The organism is Streptomyces sp. NBC_00989 (assembly GCF_045162655.1).
Lineage (GTDB): Bacteria > Actinomycetota > Actinomycetes > Streptomycetales > Streptomycetaceae > Streptomyces.
Genome location: NZ_CP108728.1, coordinates 2,028,991 through 2,045,668, shown reverse-complemented (window position 1 = coordinate 2,045,668; position 16,678 = coordinate 2,028,991). Strand labels below are relative to the sequence as shown.

Below are 16,678 nucleotides of genomic sequence, written 5' to 3'. Positions count from 1 at the left end.
GGAGGTTGATACCTGCAAGTCCCGGTCGTCCACCGGGACTTCAGGGCGTCGGGCGGCCCGATCGCTGTGCCGCGGCACATGCGGGGTCGGCCGGGTTACGGGGCTGCCGCCGCCGTGGACGGCGGTGGAGCCCCGGTGCTGCCACTTATTGCGAGCCCTCCGGAGGCCCCTCGGGGGCCGCGGGAGCGTCGGTACTGAACAGCCGGTCGCGGATCTTCCGCTCGAACTGGCTCTGCGTGGTGCCGATGTGTTCCACCATCAGCCGCTCGGCGAGATCGGCCGCCCCCGCGGCGACCGCCTCCGCTATGGCCACATGCTGATGCGCGGCGACCTCCAGCGATCCGGGCACGTCACCGTGGAAGAGCAGCACGTCGGACTGGGACGCCAGGCGCCGCACACCGGCGACGCTCGCCCTCAGGAACACGTTGTGCGAGGCGGCGCCCACCGAGTCGTGGAAGGCCGCGTCCGCCTTGGCGAAGGTGTCCACGTCGTCCATCGTGGCCGCCGTCAGGGAACTCTCCGCGCTCTCCCGGATGGCCCGGACCTCGATCGGGGTGGCGTGCGAGGCGGCACGGCGAGCTGTCTCCGACTCGATCACCTTGCGGTAGTCCAGGAGCATGCGGACGTCTTCCATGCTGGTCGGCCGGAAGTGCGAGAGCTCGTCGTCCAGCAGCCCGCCGACCGAGGCGGCGACGAAGATACCGGCGCCGCGCCGCACTTGGAGCCGGCCGATGGCGGCCAGCACCTTCACGGCCTCCCGGGTCACGTTGCGGGATGCTCCCAGGATCTCGGCCAGGCCCTGCTCGGTGGGGAGGCGGTCGCCGGGCCGCAGGTTCTGCTGCGCGATGTACTCCAGCAGCTGCTCCGCGACCAGCTCGTACCCCGGACGGTAGGCCTGTGTTGAGTCGCCCAAGGCGAATCTCCTCTTGCGTCACGGATTAATCAGGTTCATTTTCCGCGGCCAATATGGCACTGCGGCTGTGAGTTGGGAAGAGATCGGACGCATCTCAGGCAGAAGTCCCGCGAATACACCGACAAAACATGATGAACTACGCAGCTCTGCCGGGATGTTGCGCGAAATGGATCCCATCCTTAGGGTCCTGCCTGCCAGATGAAGCAGATCCTTCCCTATGCGGCGAAGGCCGTGGAAGCGGGAACCTCGTGAGGACACGCCCACTCGGTGGTACGAGAGTCCAGGTCAGCACGCTGGGATTCGGTGCCGCCCCCGTCGGCAATCTCCACAGCCCGATCGGCGACTTCCAGGCACAGGCCACCCTCGATGCCGCCTGGGACGCGGGGGTGCGCTACTACGACACCGCCCCGCACTACGGCCTCGGACTGTCCGAACGGCGGCTCGGCGATGCCCTCGCCCACCGTCCACGGGCGGAGTTCACCATCTCCACCAAGGTCGGCCGACTGCTGGAACCCCACCCGGCACCCACCGGATCCGACCTGGCGGCGGCCGGCTTCGCCGTACCCGACACGCTGGTCCGCCGCCCCGACTACTCACGGGACGGTGTACTGCGAAGTCTGGAGGACAGCCTGAACCGTCTGCGCCTGGACCATGTGGACATCGTCTACGTCCATGATCCCGACGATCACCTGGATGCCGCCCTCGGCCATGCCCTGCCCACGTTGACCGCTCTGCGCGACCAGGGCGTCATCGGCGCCGTCGGCGTCGGCATGAACACGGTCGCCCCGCTGCTGCGCGTCGTCGCGGAGGCGGACGTCGACGCCGTCATGGTGGCCGGGCGGTGGACCCTGCTCGACCGCACCGCCCGCCCCTTGCTGGACGCGTGCGCCGAACGCGGGGTCGCGGTGGTGGCCGCCGCCCCCTTCAACTCCGGTCTGCTCAGCCGTCCTTACCCCCAGGGTGACGCCACCTTCGACTACGGCCCCGCCCCGGAATCGGCACTGCGCCGCGCCCGGCTTCTTGCCGGGGTGTCCGCCCGACACGGCACCGAACTCCCGCACGCCGCCCTGCGGTTCCCGCTGCGCGACCCCGGCGTGGCCTGTGTGGTCGCGGGTTTCCGTACTCCCGAGGAGGTCGTGTCCGCTGCCCGCTGGACCGCGACCGACCTGACCGAGGAAGCGTGGCTGGACCTCGACATGGCAGCCGCGCAGGCGGCGGAAGTCCCGCCCTCGTAGCAGCGGCTGAAACGGCAACGATGTTGCCGAGGCCGACGCCGGGTCACAGCGTGACGGTCTTGTACTCCACGTACTGCGCGAGCCCAACTGCCCCGTACTCACGGCCGATTCCGCTGGCCTTGTAGCCGCCGAAGGGGCCGTCGAAGGCGATGGGCGCACCGTTCACGGTGACGGTGCCGGTGCGCAGGCGGCGGGCCACGGCGAGCGCACGGGCCTGGTCGGCGGACCATACTCCGCCGGAGAGGCCGTACTCCGAGTCGTTGGCGATCCGTACGGCGTCGTCCTCGTCGTCGTAGGGGATGACGACGAGGACCGGTCCAAAGATCTCCTCCTGGGCGATCCGCATGGAGTTGTCCACGTCGGCGAAGACGGTCGGGGTGACGTAGTTGCCGCCTTCGAGGCCGGGCGGAACTTGGGGGCCGCCGGTGACCAGCCGAGCGCCTTCCTTGATGCCGAGTTCGATGTAGTCGCGCACGCGCTGCTGCTGGTCGGGGCGGACCATCGGGCCGATGAACGTGTCGGGGTCGCTCGGGTCGCCCACCTTGAGCGACTCGACGAGGTCTTTGAGGGCGGTGACGACTTCCTCGTACCGGCTGCGCGGCGCGAGGACTCGGGTCTGTGCGATGCAGGCCTCGCCGTTGTTCAGCAGGGACGCGAACTTCAGTCCCTGTACGGCCAGTTCGATATCGGCGTCGTCCAGGACGACGGCCGCCGACTTGCCGCCCAGCTCCAGGCTGACCCGCTTGAGCTGCTCGCCCGCGATGGACGCGATCCTGCGGCCGGCCCCGGTCGAGCCCGTGAACGCGATCTTGTCGACGTCGGGGTGCGACACCAGGTACTCACTGGTCTCGCGGTCGGCGGGAAGGATGCTGATCACGCCCTCCGGCAGGCTGGACCGTTCCAGGAGTTCGGCGAGGAAGCCCATGCTGAGCGAGTTCTCGGGGGACACCTTGAGGACGACCGTGTTCCCGGCCAGCAGTGCGGGGATGACCTTGGCCAGGGCCGCGGAGAACGGGGAGTTCCACGGAATGACGGCGGCCACGACACCGATGGGCTCGCGGCGCAGCACGCTCCGGGTGGGGGAGCCGGGGTCGGACGGGGCCAGGGTCTCCTCCCAGCCGAGCTCCTCGGCCGCCTTGAGGTAGGCGCCCGCCTGCCTGCCGAGTCCCGGCTGCCCGGCCAGCGTGAACCAGCCGGCCGAGCCGTTCTCCGCCGAGATCAGCGCCGCGATCTTCTCGGCGTCGGCCTCGCGCAGGGCGTTGAGCCTCCGGATGACGGCGATGCGTTCCGCGGGCGCGGTACGCGGCCAGGGTCCCTCGTCGAAGGCGGCGCGGGCGGCGGCCACGGCCCGGTCCACGTCGGCGGGGCGGGCCTGCGCGGCGCGGCCGATCACCGTGCGGTCGTGCGGCGACCGGATGTCGAGCAGCTCGGGGCTGCTTGGAACGGTCCACGAACCCGCGATGAAGAGTCGGTCGTAGGTGATCATGTGCGCTCTCCCGGGGAGTCCAAGGGTGATCATTTTCGATATCTGCCACTTCAATGTAGCACTTATGAATGTCACCGCCCCAGGCGTGTGGTGATAGCTGGCTATACTTCGGCGTGTGAGAGCCGACGCCGTACGCAACCTCGAAGCCGTCCTGACGACCGGAGCGCGCATGCTCGCCGCCGACCCGGGCGCGAGCATCGCCGCCATCGCCGCCGAGGCCGGTGTCGACCGCCGTACCGTCTACCGGCGGTTCGCCTCCCGCGAGGAACTGCTGGCGGCCATCTACGAGGCCCGGGTCGAGGCCATCGAGCGGGCCGTCGAGGACGCCAGGCTGCGCGAGGCACCCGTCGCCGTGGCCCTGCACCGCTATGTCGAGGGGATCATCGGCGTCAATCGCAAGTGGCCCGTCGAGCTCACCCGGATGAAGGCCGACGAGACGATCCGCGAACGGCGTGACGCCCTGATCCGGGAGGTGGACGTCTTCCTGGAACGTTCCACGAGCGAGGGCCTCCTGCGTGCCGACGTCCCGGCGGCGTGGGCGAGTTCACTGCTGCCGCAGCTCATGCACCTGGCTTCGCGGCAACTGCCCGACCTCGGCGCCGCCCAGGCCGCCGACATGGTCGTCGACACCTTTCTGCGGGGGCTCGGCGGCCGGTGATGCCGACGGTGAGCGTCGGCCCGAATCCTTGACCCCCGTTCGGCCCTCCGTGATGCTGTGTTGCGGCACGCGCGAAGCGTGCCGTAATGAGCAACGTTCTGCTCAGGTCCGGTACCAGCGGAGGAGTGGCCATGTCGCACCAGGTCCGTGCTGTCATCGCGCGGGGGAAGGGTGCCCCCGTCAGCCTGGAGACGATCGTCGTCCCCGACCCCGGCCCGGGTGAGGCGCTGGTGAAGGTCGAGGCGTGCGGGGTCTGCCACACCGATCTGCACTACCGCGAGGGCGGTATCAACGACGACTTCCCCTTCCTGCTCGGGCACGAGGCCGCGGGCGTCGTGGAGTCGGTGGGGGAGGGTGTCACCGATGTGGCCCCCGGCGACTTCGTGATCCTCAACTGGCGTGCCGTGTGCGGGAATTGCCGGGCCTGTCGGCGCGGCCGGCCGCAGTACTGCTTCGACACCCACAACGCCAAGCAGAAGATGACCCTGCTCGACGGCACCGAACTCTCTCCGGCCCTCGGTATCGGTGCCTTCGCCGAGAAGACCCTGGTCGCGGCGGGACAGTGCACCAAGGTCGACCGGGCCGCGTCGGCTGCCGCCGCCGGGCTGCTGGGCTGTGGCGTGATGGCCGGCATCGGCGCGGCCATCAACACCGGCAACGTCGGACGCGGTGACACCGTCGCCGTCATCGGTTGCGGCGGTGTCGGTGACGCGGCGATCGCCGGGTCCCGGCTCGCGGGTGCGGCGCGGATCATCGCCGTGGACATCGACGACCGGAAGCTGGAGAAGGCCCGCTCGCTGGGCGCCACGCACACCGTCAACTCCAAGCAGTCCGACGCCGTCGAGGCCATCCGCGAACTGACCGGCGGCTTCGGCGCCGACGTCGTCATCGAGGCGGTCGGCCGCCCGGAGACGTACAAGCAGGCCTTCTACGGCCGTGATCTCGCCGGTACCGTCGTCCTCGTCGGTGTGCCCACCTCGGAGATGACGCTCGAACTGCCGCTGCTGGACGTCTTCGGGCGGGGCGGGTCGCTCAAGTCGTCGTGGTACGGCGACTGCCTGCCCTCCCGCGACTTCCCCATGCTGATCGACCTCTATCTCCAGGGGCGGCTGGATCTGGACGCGTTCGTCACGGAGACCATCGCGCTGGAGGACGTCGAGAAGGCCTTCGAGCGGATGCACGGCGGCGACGTGCTGCGTTCGGTGGTGGTGCTGTGATGGCCGCGCGTATCGAACACCTCGTCACCTCAGGGCAGTTCAGCCTCGACGGCGGCACCTGGGACGTCGACAACAACGTCTGGATCATCGGTGACGACACCGAGGCCGTCGTGATCGACGCCGCGCACGACGCCGACGCCATCGCGGAAGCGGTCGGCGACCGCCGACTCGTCGCCGTCGTCTGCACCCACGCGCACAACGACCACATCGACGCCGCGCCCGGACTCGCCGACCGCACCGGCGCTCCGGTCCTGCTCCACGCCGACGACCTGCCGCTGTGGAAGCAGACCCACCCGGACCGGGCGCCCGACGCCGAACTGGCCGACGGGCAGGTCGTGGTCGTGGCGGGGGTCGAGCTGACCGTGCTGCACACGCCCGGGCACGCGCCCGGCGCCGTCTGCCTGTATGCGCCCGCGCTGAACGCCCTCTTCAGCGGTGACACGCTCTTCGCGGGCGGACCGGGGGCCACGGGGCGGTCGTACTCCCATTTCCCGACCATCGTCGACTCGATCCGGGACCGGCTGCTCGGTCTGCCGGGCGACACCGTCGTATACACCGGACATGGGGACACGACCACGGTCGCCGCCGAGGCCCCGCACCTTCAGGAGTGGATCGACCGCGGGTTCTGAGCTCCGCCTGGTGTTGCTGAGGGCGCGCGATGTTGCGTGAAAAGCAACACTGGGTAAGGGGTTCGCGTGGCCTCTGAATACCTTGACAACGGTTTGGGGCCGCCCTCAAACTGACGTTGCGCTTACCGCAATCCGTTTCGCTATACGCACCGAGGTGTCATGATGATTCCCGCGTGCCTTCTCGTGGATCTGCCGCGAGGCGAGGCCTACCGGCTCGACATCGATCCGCCGGTTTCGGTGTTCCACACCGACGACGGCGAGGTCTTCGCCATCGACGACACGTGCACCCACCAGGACGCCTCGCTCGCGGACGGCTGGCTGGAGGGCTGCGAGGTGGAATGCCCGCTGCACGCTTCGAAGTTCGACCTGCGGACCGGTGCCGTCGACGCCCCGCCGGCCAAGCGCCCGGTGCGTACCCACGAGGTGCTCGTCCAGGACGGCATGATCTACGTCGTGCCGTCCACGGACGCCCCGAACCTGCCGCCCTGCGTCGCGTCCCGGCTCGCCGGAGGCCCCGCGTGAGGACGGTGGCCGTGGTGGGCGCCTCGCTGGCCGGGCTGTCGGCGGCGCGCTCGCTGCGGAAACAGGGCTACGACGGACGGCTCGTCGTCATCGGCGACGAACCCCATCGCCCGTACGACAGGCCGCCGTTGTCCAAGGAGTTCCTCGCCGGGACCGTGAGCGAAGCCGATCTGTTGCTGGAGATGGACGACGAGGACCTGCGGGCGGAGTGGCTGCTCGGCGCCCGTGCCGTCGGGCTCCAAGTCGACGGCGCTGAGCGGGTGTTGCTCCTCGACGACGGGCGGGAGGTCCGGGCCGACGGCGTGGTCGTCGCGACCGGCGCGGTGGCGCGGAACCTGCCCGGCACGGACGGACTGGCCGGGGTGCACACCCTGCGCACCCTGGACGACGCCCGCGCCCTGCGCGACGAACTCGCCCTGGGCGGACGGCTGGTGGTGATCGGCGGCGGCTTCATCGGCGCCGAGGTCGCCTCCACGGCGTACGCCCTCGGACTCGACGTCACGGTGATCGAGGCGGCACCGACCCCGCTCGCGGGACCGCTCGGCGAGACCATGGGCGGCATCGTTTCCGCCCTCCACGAGGCCCACGGTGTACGGCTGTTGTGCGGTGTCGGGGTGAAAGGGCTGAGCGGTGAGGCCCGCGTCGACGCCGTACTGCTGGAGGACGGGCGAACCGTCCCCGCCGACATGGTCGTCGTCGGTGTCGGTGCGCGGCCCTGCGTCGAGTGGCTGGAAGGTTCCGGCGTCGAGCTCGACAACGGCGTCAAGTGCGGTGCCGACGGCCGGACCAGTCTCGCCGGCGTGGTCGCCGTAGGGGACTGTGCCAACTGGTACGACCCGCAGGCGGGTTCGCACCGTCGGGTCGAGCACTGGACCGGGGCGCGGGAGCGGCCCGAAGCCGCCGTGGCCGCGTTGCTGGCGTGGGGTGCGGTGGAGGCGGGGGCGCCGCGGCCGCCGTACTTCTGGTCGGACCAGTACGGCGTGAAGATCCAGTTCGCGGGTCACGCGGCCGGCGCCGACAGTGTGACCGTCGAGGAGGGCGCCACCGGCGACCGCAGTTTCCTCGCCGTCTACCGGCGGGCCGGGCAGCCGGTCGCCGTGCTCGCGATGAACCAGCCGCGGCTGTTCATGCGGTGGCGCAAACAGCTTGCCGCCAAGGCGAGTTGACCCGTACAACACCGTCCGACCACACCGTCCGGAGTCGCTCTGCCCGGCGCGTGAATGACCGACCCACGACGTTCTCGGAGGAGCGCACTGTGACCTCGACCAGCCTGCCGGACAGCCTGATCGCCACCCTGCCCGGCTCCTCCTACACGGACCCGGAGATCTTCGCCCAGGAACAGGAGCGCATCTTCGAGACGATGTGGTTCTGCGCGGTGCGCTCCTCCGACCTGCCCAAACCGGGCGCCTTCCGGACCGTCGACGTGGGCCGCGAGAGCATCCTGATCACACGCGCCCGCGACAACTCCATACGCGCCTACTTCAACGTCTGCCGGCACCGCGGCGCCAAGCTCTGCACCGAGGAGACCGGCGAGGTCAAACGCGCCTTCCAATGCCCGTACCACGCCTGGACGTACGACCTGAACGGCAAGCTCGTCGCGGCTCCCAACCTCACGAAGATGCCCGACGTCGGCCGCACCGAGTTCGGCCTGGTGAGCGTCGCCGTCCGCGAATGGCTCGGCTATGTGTGGGTCAACCTGGCGGAGAACCCCCCGTCGTTCGACGAGGACGTCATCAGCGAGGTCGTCGCCCGGCTCGGCGACGTGGAGTCCCTGGAGCACTACGACATCGACCACCTCTCGGTGGGCCGGCGCATCGTCTACGACGTCAAGGCCAACTGGAAGCTCATCATCGAGAACTTCATGGAGTGCTACCACTGCGCCACGATCCATCCCGAACTCACCGAGGTACTACCGGAGTTCGCCGACGGCTACGCCGCCCAGTACTACGTCGGGCACGGCGCCGAGTTCGGTGAGGAGGTGCAGGGTTTCACCGTCGACGGCTCGGAGGGCCTCGACCGCATCCCCGGGGTGAGCGACGACCAGGACCGCCGCTACTACGCGATCACCATCAGGCCGCAGGTGTTCATCAACCTCGTCCCCGACCACGTGATCTTCCACCGGATGTACCCGGTGGCCGTCGACCGCACGATCGTCGAGTGCGACTGGCTCTACCTCCCGCACGTCGTCGAGAGCGGCAAGGACGTCAGCCGGTCCGTGGAGCTCTTCGACCGGGTCAACCGCCAGGACTTCGAGGCGTGCGAGCGTACGCAGCCCGGGATGAGCTCCCGGATGTACGCCAAGGGCGGGGTGCTGGTGCCCAGCGAGCACCACATCGGCGCCTTCCACGACTGGGTGAACGAGCGCCTGGGGATCAGCCAGGGGTGACTCGGCCGCCCGGGACCGGGACCCGACAGAGGTGACTGAGCCGCCGGGGACGCTCAGCCCAGGTAGCCCATGCGGTGGCTGATCTCTTCGGCGCCCTTGACCAGCACCGGGGCGAGTTCGTGCAGACGCTCCTCGGTGAACCGGTACGCCGGTCCCGAGGCGCTGACGGCCGCGATGACCTCGCCGTCGCGGTTGCGCACCGGCGCGGCCATGGCGTGCAGTCCGAGCTCCAACTCCTCCAGCGTCCAGGTGTATCCGCGCTCCCGGGCCTCGGCGAGGTTCTTCTCCAGCTTGGTCTTCGAGGTGATGGTGTGCGGGGTCACCTTCTTCAGGCCGGCCTCCGCCAGCAGCGCGGTGCGCTCCTTGGCGGGCAGGTGGGCCAGCAGGGCCTTGCCGCTGGAGGTGGCGTGCAACGGGGTGAGTTCTCCTACCCAGTTGTGCGCGGTGACGGCGCCGGGGCCGCGGACCTCGTACAGGTTGATCGCGTACTGCTCCTGCATGACGGCGATGTTGACGGTCTCGCCGATCTCCTCGGCGAGCCGCTCGCAGACCGGGCGGCCCTGCTGCGTGATGTCGATGCGGCCGGTGACCGCACCGGCCAGCCGCACGATCCCGAAGCCGAGCCGGTACTTGCCGCGTTCGCCCGCCTGCTCCACCAGCCCGCGCGCCTCCAGCGCCCCGAGCAGCCGGAACGCGGTCGACTTGTGAACCTCGATCTCGCCGGCCACCTCACTGACACCGGCCTCGCCACGCTGGGCCAGGATCTCCAGCACGCTGATGGCACGGTCCACGGACTGCACTCCGCCGGACTGCGAACCTGTCGTTTCAGTATCTGGACTGTAGTTGCTCACAGCGAAACTATACGCGTAGTGCGGTACAAGGTTTTTACTGAGGAGACTCTGATCAGGCTCTTTCGCCTGGTAGGAGGTGGTGTCCGAGGCCAGGGAAGCCATGGAGGGTGGCGGCCGGCCCACGGTCGGTTCATGGGCCGGCCACAGCGTCGGCCACCCGCCAACTCCCGCTTCACCCAACCGAGTTCGCGGCACGCGGGTCGCGGACGGCTGTGCGCTCGCCGGGCCGGGGGCGCCGGTGCTGGAGCCGAGCATGGCGTTTCACGGCTTCCGGGCCGGTTGCTCCGGCGCCGAGTTGGAGCGGCTGCGCGAGAACGTGATGTGGAGCGTGCGCGACAGCTCCTCGACGTACCGACCGACTGCCCGCAACGCGACGAGCGGCTCGGCCTGACCCGGCTGCCTCACGTCCGGGGGAGTGAGGCGTTGCGCGAGGACGGCAGTCGACCGACCGCCTGCCGCCAGGCGGCCTCAACTGCCGTGCGGGCGTGCGCGGTTGCCTCGTCGATGTCTCCGGTGAGATGGACGGGTTCGCCGAGGTGGACGTGGAGGTCCGGGCGGCGCAGCGGCGCGGTGAGGACACCGGCGATCTGCTTCGCCCGCCCGCCGGAGACGATCCGGCGGGCTCCCGCGTGTCCGAGCGGGACGACGGGCGCGCCGGTGGTGAGCGCGAGCCGGGCCAGACCGGTGCGGAAGGCCCCGGGTCCGTGGTCCGCGGAGTCCCGGCGGCGGGGGAGTCCGCCCTCGGGGTAGATCACCACGACCCGCCCCGCGGCGAGGGCGTCGGCCGCCAGGTCCAGTGCCGCCGCCGCGCTACGGCTGCCCCGGTGGACCGGTATGTGGCCCTCGCGGGTGAGACGGCGGCCGAGTACGGGGACCTTCCACAGTCCCGCGGTGGCGAGGACGACCGGCTCGACGCCCAGCCGGTGCAGTGCGGCCAGGACGAGTCCCGGATCGGCGAGAGCGGTGTGGTTGGGCGCGACGATGCTGCCGGGCGCGACGGTACGGGCCGCCCCGGTGGTCACCGTCAGACGGCCGAGGAGGGGGACGACGGTACGGGCGAAGGCGCTGAGCACGTGCTGCTGACTCTCTGATCTGCCGGTGATGCCCTGTGTGCGGACGAGGTGATGCCTCATGTGCGGACGATCTGTATCGTCACGCGGCCGGGCGTTCGGGGGCATGAGTACGCGTACTCACAAACGACCAGTCCGCCGCCCCCCGACTCGGCGCCTTGCTCCTGACCTGGCCAACCCCTAGGGTGAATGCGCTTACATCACCTGCTTGCCTCCCGTGCAGACATCACGCGCCTACGCCGCTATGCGCACCGACCACATGAGGATTCCGTCCCATGAGTTCCGTCCCCACCGTGTACGACGTGGCCAACCGGTCGGGCGTCTCGATCGCCACGGTGTCCCGCGTCTACCGCAACCCCGACTCGGTGCGGGCCCAGACCCGGGAGCGGGTCCTCGCGGCCGCCCGGGAACTCGGCTACGTACCCAGCGGCAACGCGCGCGGCCTCGCCAGCCGTACCACCGGCGTCCTGGGCCTGTGCTTCCCCGACTACTCCGATCCGGACGCGGAGGAGACCGACGCCGAGGACGACGACGCGGCGATGCTCTACTCCGACCAGATCATCCGCGGCATGGAGCGCACCGCCCGTCGGCACGGCTACGCGCTGCTGATCGCCGCCTCGCTGAAGGGCGGGCCGGAGAGCCTGGTGGCCAAGGTGGCGGGACGTGTCGACGGGTTCGCCGTCATGGCGCGCACCGTACCGACCGAGGAGCTGGAGGTGATCTCCAGACGGCAGCCCGTGGTGATGCTCGCCGGGCCCCGCGAGGGCGGCGACCACCTCGACCACCTGGACCACCTGGAGGTCGCCAACTCCGACGGCCAGCGCGAGCTGACCCGCCACCTCATCGAGGACCACGGGCTACGGCGCCTGGCGTACATCGGTTCCGCCGAGGAGTCGCCGGACGTGGAGGCCCGCTTCCGGGGCTTCCTGGAGGCGTGCGCGGCAGCAGACGTGGCAACAGCCGACGAACCGGTCCTGCGCATGCCGATGATGAGGCAGGCCGACGGGGCCGACGCGGTGGACGCCCTGGCCGACCGTGACGGCCCGCTGCCCGAGGCCCTCGTCTTCGCCAACGACCAGATGGCCGTCGGCGCGCTGCACGCGCTGCAACGGCGGGGGCTACGGGTTCCCGAGGACGTGGTGGTGACGGGCTTCGACGGGATCCCGCTCGGCCGACTCGTGCGGCCGGCGCTGACCACGGTGCGTCAGCCCATGCTGCGGCTGGGGGAGCAGGCGGCCGAACTGCTCGTGCAGCGGCTCAGCGGGGCGTCCGACAGGGAGCCGGTGTCGCTGATGCTCCCGGTCACCGTGGTGCGCCGCGCCAGCTGTGGATGCGGCGAGGCCGAGGGCAGCGGAACCCAACTGACGTAGATCCTGGACGGGTTGGCGAGTTCTTCTGACGGGTGGTCAGGGTTTCGGCCGGCGCCGCTGGTTCGGAACGGGTCGGTTCACCGCCTCGCGAGCGGGAGTCCGAGAACTCCGTGCTCGTGTCCGACGATCACGTCGGAACCCACGGCGGCCAAGCAGGTGACGGACACATCCAGGGATATCCGCCGCACCGCGCCGGTCGCCGGTTCCCACACCCGCAGGTCGTGCCCGCGCTTGGTGCCGATGACCAGGACGGCGCGCCCTTCGTGTGATGTGGCGGCAGCCATGACCGGTGGGCCTGCGGTGCCCGTCGCGGGAGGCAGCCCCTCACCGACCGGCGTTCCGGTCGCCGGGTCCCACAGCATGACCACGCCGCGGTCGTCGCCGGTGGCCAGCAGGGTCCCGTCGGCGGTGGGCGCCGCCACGACGACCGCCACCCGGTGTCCGGCATCGCTGAGCGCGCGGTCCTTCAACTGCACGGCCGCGCCCGGGTCCCAGGGGTCGTCGACGGCCGGGTCCCACATGTGGACGCCGCCCTGGGTGTCCGCGGCCGCGATCATCGTCTGTCCGCCGGAGGCCGGGACGGCGGCGAGCGACCGGATCGGACGACCGGAGGGGTTGAGGCGCCCGACAGGTTCACCCGTGGCCGCATCCCTCAAGCGGACCGCGCCTCGGGAGGTGGCGGTGACGAGCAGGGTCCGGCCGTCGGCGAGGGGCGCGGCGCACATCCCGGTCACCTCGCCGAGCCAGTTGCCGACGGGCTCGCGAACCGGCCGCCCGGTGACGGCATCCCACAGGCCGATCGACCCGCTGCCGCCCCCGCTCGCCAGCAGGACGCGGCCCTCGGGGAGGGGCAGCGCGGTCAACGCGCGGACACGGTCGTGATGTCCGGCCAGCGGCCCATGGACGAGTCGGCCGTCGGCCGCGTCCCACAGACACACCACGCCCTTGTCTCCGGCGCCAACACAGGCACCGGCCACGAGCGTTGGCCCATCGGGGAGGGCCACTACCGTCAGGGAGTCGACGCCGCTGGATGAACCCGGTGCGGAATCGGAGAAAGGGGACTCGGAATCAGAGAACACCGTTATACGGCCCCAGGGCGTGCCGTCGGCCGTGAGGAGAACGTTCCCGTCCTGCCGTAGACGGGTGGTTGCGCCGCCTGTTGGTTCAACTGTTGCCGGCCGCACCGCAGTGGCCGAGCTGCCGGTGGCGTCCGCCGATGCCTGCGCGGGGACGCTCTGGGGACTGGCGCCGTCCGGGCTCTCCGCCAGGCCGTCGGCGATCGTCCAGCTCTGTTCGCAGTCCCAGCAGCGGAAGTGCCCGGTGAGCAAAGCCAGTTGGCGGGCCCATTCGCTCCCGGCCCATTGCGGGGTGCCTTTGGCCGCGACCATCCCGGCGATCAGGCACAGGACGGCCGGCCCCGGTGCTTCGACGGGCACCCCTGCCGCCGCGACGGCACGCGCCACCCGCAGGAAGGGCTCCCACTCCCGCCCGAGCGTGTCCCCCCGCAAAGCGTCGGCGACCTCACCCCAAGGGTGCTGCCCCTGACGGACACGATGATCCGGATCAGGCAACTCAGGGGCCTGGAACGGCGGATGCACCGGGTCCACGAAGAACTTGAGGATCTCGGTGTCGGACCCGCACCCGGGACACACCAACTGGAGGTAGCTTTCCTTGGGTTCGAGATCCCACAGCGCCGCGCCGATGTGGTGACCGGCGAAGGCGACGCAGCTCAGGGCGAGTTGGCCGCAGAGCTTCGCGGGAGCGCCCGCGTCGAGGAAGCTCCGTGCGGCCGCCCGCTCGGCCAGCCGCAGCGCGGCATCGAACCCCGCCTCCAGATCGGCCGGTACCGGACGCCTGTCCTCCGCGGTCACGATGAAGCCCAGGTCCACCCAGAAGTCCACGGACTGATCCGGGGGCAACTCCGCCGCCGCCTCGACGAGATGGGGCAGGACCGCGTAGGCGCTGTCGTAGACGGTGCCGTCGGCCATCAGGTCGTCGGTCATGTACGTCCAGGACTGCCGCCATTCAGCGTCGGCGCCGGTGACGGCCGTTGAGGCCATCTGCGCCAGGAGTGCCTGCACCTCCTCGGCGGTCACACCGTCGAGGTCACGCCAACGCGGGCTGTTCAGGGGCAATTTCGGAATCATGGAGTGAGTCTCGCAATCGGCACTGACAAGAAGGAGAAAAGGAGAAGAAGGAGAGGCGGGGCAGCCCGTCACGCCCGATCGCGCAGCAGCTCCTCGGCATGGTGGGCGACCGTCGCCACCGCTCGGGGCACGAGCCGCTCCAACAAGGGCAGGGCAGTCGCCCAGTCGTCGAGGACCATGACCTGCGCGGCAAGCCTGCGGGCGCGGGGCGGATCGGACAGCTCCGCGAGTACGGCCAGCGCGCGGGCCCGTGTCGCGCGGTAGGCGATCGAGTGGGCGAGGGCTTCGGCGCGCTCCGGATCGCCACGCCGGGCCAGTTCCCGGACGACCGCGATCAACGCCTCGCCCTCTGCCCAGCGGTCGGTGATCGAGCGGGCCAAGGTCTCCGCCCGGTCCGGATCGCCTCGTCGGGCCAACTCCCGGACCACTTCGATCAGTGCCCGGGTCCGCGCCCGGCGGTCGGTGATCTCGGACGCGAGAGCCTCGGCCCGGTCCGTGTCGCCGTAGCGGGCCAACTGGCCGACGATCGCCGCCTGTTGCCCCGCGCGCGCCGCGGGGGAGTCGATCCGGTCGGCGAGCGCCATGGCCCGCTCGACCTGCCCGCGCCGGGCCAGCAGAAGGGTCAGGGCGCTCAGCAGCAGGTCGTGATCGAAGCCGACGGTGGTGTCGAGCAGTGTCTCCGCCCGGTCCGCCAGGGTGAGGGCCACTTCCTGGGCGGCGGATTCGGCGACCGCGTCCAGCACATGGGCCAGGTCCGAGGCGCCGAGAGGGGAACTGGGCACCGGCAGGTATCTGATGAGCATGTCCGGGTCCGCGTCTCCGTGGCGGGCCATGTTCTGGTCGACGGGATCGCCGCCGTCCAATGACCTCTCTCCACTTCCGTTTCCTGCTCCGGTTTGGCCTCTGCCCCCGACTCGGCTTCCGTTTCCTGCTCCGGTTTGGCCTCTGCCCCCGACTCGGCTTCCGTTTCCTGCTCCGGCTTGGCCCCCGCCCCCGACTCGGCTTCCGGCTCCGGCTTGGCCTCCGCCCCCGCTCCCGCTTCCAGCTCGGCCTTCGCCCCCACCCCCGGATTCGCCCCAGCTCCCACTCCCGGTGCCGAGCCGCCGGCCCAGCAGAGCATCCACCCGGTCCAGGTCTCCTCTCAACGCCTCCCGGGCCAACACCACCGCCAGTGGCCCGGGTTGAGTCCACGGGCTCCGCTTGTGGGACCGCGCGAAGTCCTCGACGCGGTCGGCGAGCATGGCCGCCCGGACCTGGTCACCGGCGGCGTCGGCCACCTTCACGAGACGAACAAGCACCTCTCCCGTCCCGTCGAAGCCGGCGGAACTCGCCTCGGCGTCGGCGCGGTCGGCGAACTCGAGTGCGTCGAGGGTGTCACCGTCGTCCGCCGCCGCCTCCGCCAACAAGGCCCAGGCTTTCCCCCAGTTGTGCGGATAGCGGACGCTCTCCGCCACGGCGACGGCCCGGTCGCGTTCCCCGGCCCGGGCCCACGCCGGTACGAGGGCGACCAGTGCCAGGTCCCGCAGCTGGCGCACGGTGATCGACTCGGCCAACTCCTGCGCGCCGCAGAGGTCTTCGGTGTTGGCCGCGGCCTTCACCAGGGTCAGGAGTTCCTCACCCCGCTCGGCCTCGTCACTGATCGTGTACGCCGACTCGGCCGCACGGGCGAGGTACCCCGTGCGGGCGAGCGCCTGCCGGAACCACCCGGTGGGGACACGAGTGTCCGGCTTCGTCCCCAGCGACAGCCGGAGCACGGCCAGCAGGCAGGGCTCGAACCCCCTTGGCGCCGGGCCGAGTTCCGCATGACTCTCCGGCGCCAGACCGCGACGCCGCTCCCACTCCCGACTCCGGAAAAGCTCCTCGCCCCACAGGGCCATCCGCTTCGTCATATCTGCATCCCCCTCGGTGCGCGAAGCCCCGGCGCCCAGCCTCCGTACGCGAAAGAGAAACGCGACCACGGCCGGTGACCCGCAACGCAGACCATGAGCGTCGACTCAAGCCCCCTGGGCAGGAGCGGAGCACCAGGACCACCCATCGTCGCGGATCACCGCCCGCGAGCGCATCGGGGAATCCACCGAACCATCCCCGTGCGGCGGCACCCAAAGCGCGCTAAATCAGCAAATCAACCGACTCGGATTCCATGTCATCGCCCGATGTCCCAGTCGTTACGGGAGCGTGACCGAGAGCCCCTTGC

At 70.5% G+C, this 16,678-nt stretch carries 15 protein-coding genes; 9 read left to right on the top strand and 6 right to left on the bottom strand.

Annotated features, from left to right (window positions below):
* Positions 1-145: 145 nt before the first annotated feature.
* The gene (locus OG714_RS08860; protein WP_406119770.1) at positions 146-913 is read right to left on the bottom strand and encodes a FadR/GntR family transcriptional regulator; all 768 of its coding nucleotides are present in this window, start codon (positions 911-913) and stop codon (positions 146-148) included.
* A gap of 248 nt (positions 914-1,161) precedes the next feature.
* Between OG714_RS08860 and OG714_RS08855 the strand changes: the two genes are divergently transcribed.
* Entirely contained in the window at positions 1,162-2,148 is a 987-nt protein-coding gene (locus tag OG714_RS08855) for an aldo/keto reductase (protein ID WP_406119769.1), read from the top strand.
* 43 nt (positions 2,149-2,191) lie between these two features.
* On the opposite strand, the gene OG714_RS08850 is transcribed toward OG714_RS08855, so the two are convergent.
* Positions 2,192-3,634: an aldehyde dehydrogenase gene (locus OG714_RS08850; RefSeq protein WP_406119768.1), complete on the bottom strand. Its 1,443-nt coding sequence runs from the start codon at positions 3,632-3,634 to the stop codon at positions 2,192-2,194.
* 169 nt (positions 3,635-3,803) lie between these two features.
* Here OG714_RS08850 and OG714_RS08845 point away from each other — a divergent pair, with 169 nt between their 5' ends.
* The 6 genes from OG714_RS08845 to OG714_RS08820 all read left to right on the top strand — a co-directional run bounded on the left by OG714_RS08845 (position 3,804) and on the right by OG714_RS08820 (position 9,046).
* On the top strand, positions 3,804-4,292 hold the full coding sequence (locus OG714_RS08845) for a TetR/AcrR family transcriptional regulator (protein ID WP_406131758.1): 489 nt from the start codon (positions 3,804-3,806) through the stop codon (positions 4,290-4,292).
* A gap of 131 nt (positions 4,293-4,423) precedes the next feature.
* Positions 4,424-5,509, top strand: a complete 1,086-nt coding sequence (locus OG714_RS08840) for an S-(hydroxymethyl)mycothiol dehydrogenase (protein ID WP_406119767.1) — start codon at positions 4,424-4,426, stop codon at positions 5,507-5,509.
* Positions 5,509-6,138 (top strand): MBL fold metallo-hydrolase, encoded by a 630-nt coding sequence (locus OG714_RS08835; protein ID WP_406119766.1) that lies wholly within the window; start codon positions 5,509-5,511, stop codon positions 6,136-6,138. The genes OG714_RS08840 and OG714_RS08835 overlap by 1 nt, the downstream gene beginning before the upstream one ends.
* Positions 6,139-6,297: 159 nt before the next feature.
* Positions 6,298-6,660: a bifunctional 3-phenylpropionate/cinnamic acid dioxygenase ferredoxin subunit gene (locus OG714_RS08830; RefSeq protein ID WP_019069625.1), complete on the top strand. Its 363-nt coding sequence runs from the start codon at positions 6,298-6,300 to the stop codon at positions 6,658-6,660.
* A complete protein-coding gene (locus OG714_RS08825) occupies positions 6,657-7,826 on the top strand; it encodes an NAD(P)/FAD-dependent oxidoreductase (protein WP_406119765.1) in 1,170 nt (389 codons plus the stop codon). The genes OG714_RS08830 and OG714_RS08825 overlap by 4 nt, the downstream gene beginning before the upstream one ends.
* Positions 7,827-7,915: 89 nt before the next feature.
* Positions 7,916-9,046 (top strand): aromatic ring-hydroxylating dioxygenase subunit alpha, encoded by a 1,131-nt coding sequence (locus OG714_RS08820; RefSeq protein WP_406119764.1) that lies wholly within the window; start codon positions 7,916-7,918, stop codon positions 9,044-9,046.
* 53 nt (positions 9,047-9,099) lie between these two features.
* Here OG714_RS08820 and OG714_RS08815 read toward each other — a convergent pair whose 3' ends face one another.
* Positions 9,100-9,846 (bottom strand): IclR family transcriptional regulator, encoded by a 747-nt coding sequence (locus OG714_RS08815; RefSeq protein WP_403586045.1) that lies wholly within the window; start codon positions 9,844-9,846, stop codon positions 9,100-9,102.
* 130 nt (positions 9,847-9,976) lie between these two features.
* On the opposite strand from OG714_RS08815, the gene OG714_RS08810 reads away from it, so the two are divergent.
* On the top strand, positions 9,977-10,288 hold the full coding sequence (locus OG714_RS08810) for a hypothetical protein (RefSeq protein ID WP_406119763.1): 312 nt from the start codon (positions 9,977-9,979) through the stop codon (positions 10,286-10,288).
* Between the two features lie 10 nt (positions 10,289-10,298).
* On the opposite strand, the gene OG714_RS08805 is transcribed toward OG714_RS08810, so the two are convergent.
* The gene (locus tag OG714_RS08805) at positions 10,299-11,030 is read right to left on the bottom strand and encodes a lysophospholipid acyltransferase family protein (protein ID WP_406119762.1); all 732 of its coding nucleotides are present in this window, start codon (positions 11,028-11,030) and stop codon (positions 10,299-10,301) included.
* A 212-nt stretch (positions 11,031-11,242) separates the two neighbouring features.
* Here OG714_RS08805 and OG714_RS08800 point away from each other — a divergent pair, with 212 nt between their 5' ends.
* Positions 11,243-12,337: a LacI family DNA-binding transcriptional regulator gene (locus OG714_RS08800; RefSeq protein WP_406119761.1), complete on the top strand. Its 1,095-nt coding sequence runs from the start codon at positions 11,243-11,245 to the stop codon at positions 12,335-12,337.
* A 77-nt stretch (positions 12,338-12,414) separates the two neighbouring features.
* Here OG714_RS08800 and OG714_RS08795 read toward each other — a convergent pair whose 3' ends face one another.
* Both OG714_RS08795 and OG714_RS08790 read right to left on the bottom strand, forming a co-directional pair.
* Positions 12,415-14,484 (bottom strand): WD40 repeat domain-containing protein, encoded by a 2,070-nt coding sequence (locus OG714_RS08795; protein WP_406119760.1) that lies wholly within the window; start codon positions 14,482-14,484, stop codon positions 12,415-12,417.
* Positions 14,485-14,552: 68 nt separating this feature from the next.
* Complete coding sequence (locus OG714_RS08790; RefSeq protein WP_406119759.1) at positions 14,553-16,373, bottom strand: tetratricopeptide repeat protein; 1,821 nt, start codon at positions 16,371-16,373, stop codon at positions 14,553-14,555.
* Positions 16,374-16,678: the final 305 nt, after the last annotated feature.

Coding starts and splice junctions, on each gene's coding strand:
- OG714_RS08850 (WP_406119768.1), bottom strand. CDS start 3,634: ATGATCACCTACGACCGACTCTTCATCGCGGGTTCGTGGACCGTTCCA.
- OG714_RS08845 (WP_406131758.1), top strand. CDS start 3,804: ATGCTCGCCGCCGACCCGGGCGCGAGCATCGCCGCCATCGCCGCCGAG.
- OG714_RS08840 (WP_406119767.1), top strand. CDS start 4,424: ATGTCGCACCAGGTCCGTGCTGTCATCGCGCGGGGGAAGGGTGCCCCC.
- OG714_RS08835 (WP_406119766.1), top strand. CDS start 5,509: ATGGCCGCGCGTATCGAACACCTCGTCACCTCAGGGCAGTTCAGCCTC.
- OG714_RS08830 (WP_019069625.1), top strand. CDS start 6,298: ATGATGATTCCCGCGTGCCTTCTCGTGGATCTGCCGCGAGGCGAGGCC.
- OG714_RS08805 (WP_406119762.1), bottom strand. CDS start 11,030: ATGAGGCATCACCTCGTCCGCACACAGGGCATCACCGGCAGATCAGAG.
- OG714_RS08800 (WP_406119761.1), top strand. CDS start 11,243: ATGAGTTCCGTCCCCACCGTGTACGACGTGGCCAACCGGTCGGGCGTC.
- OG714_RS08795 (WP_406119760.1), bottom strand. CDS start 14,484: ATGATTCCGAAATTGCCCCTGAACAGCCCGCGTTGGCGTGACCTCGAC.
- OG714_RS08790 (WP_406119759.1), bottom strand. CDS start 16,373: ATGACGAAGCGGATGGCCCTGTGGGGCGAGGAGCTTTTCCGGAGTCGG.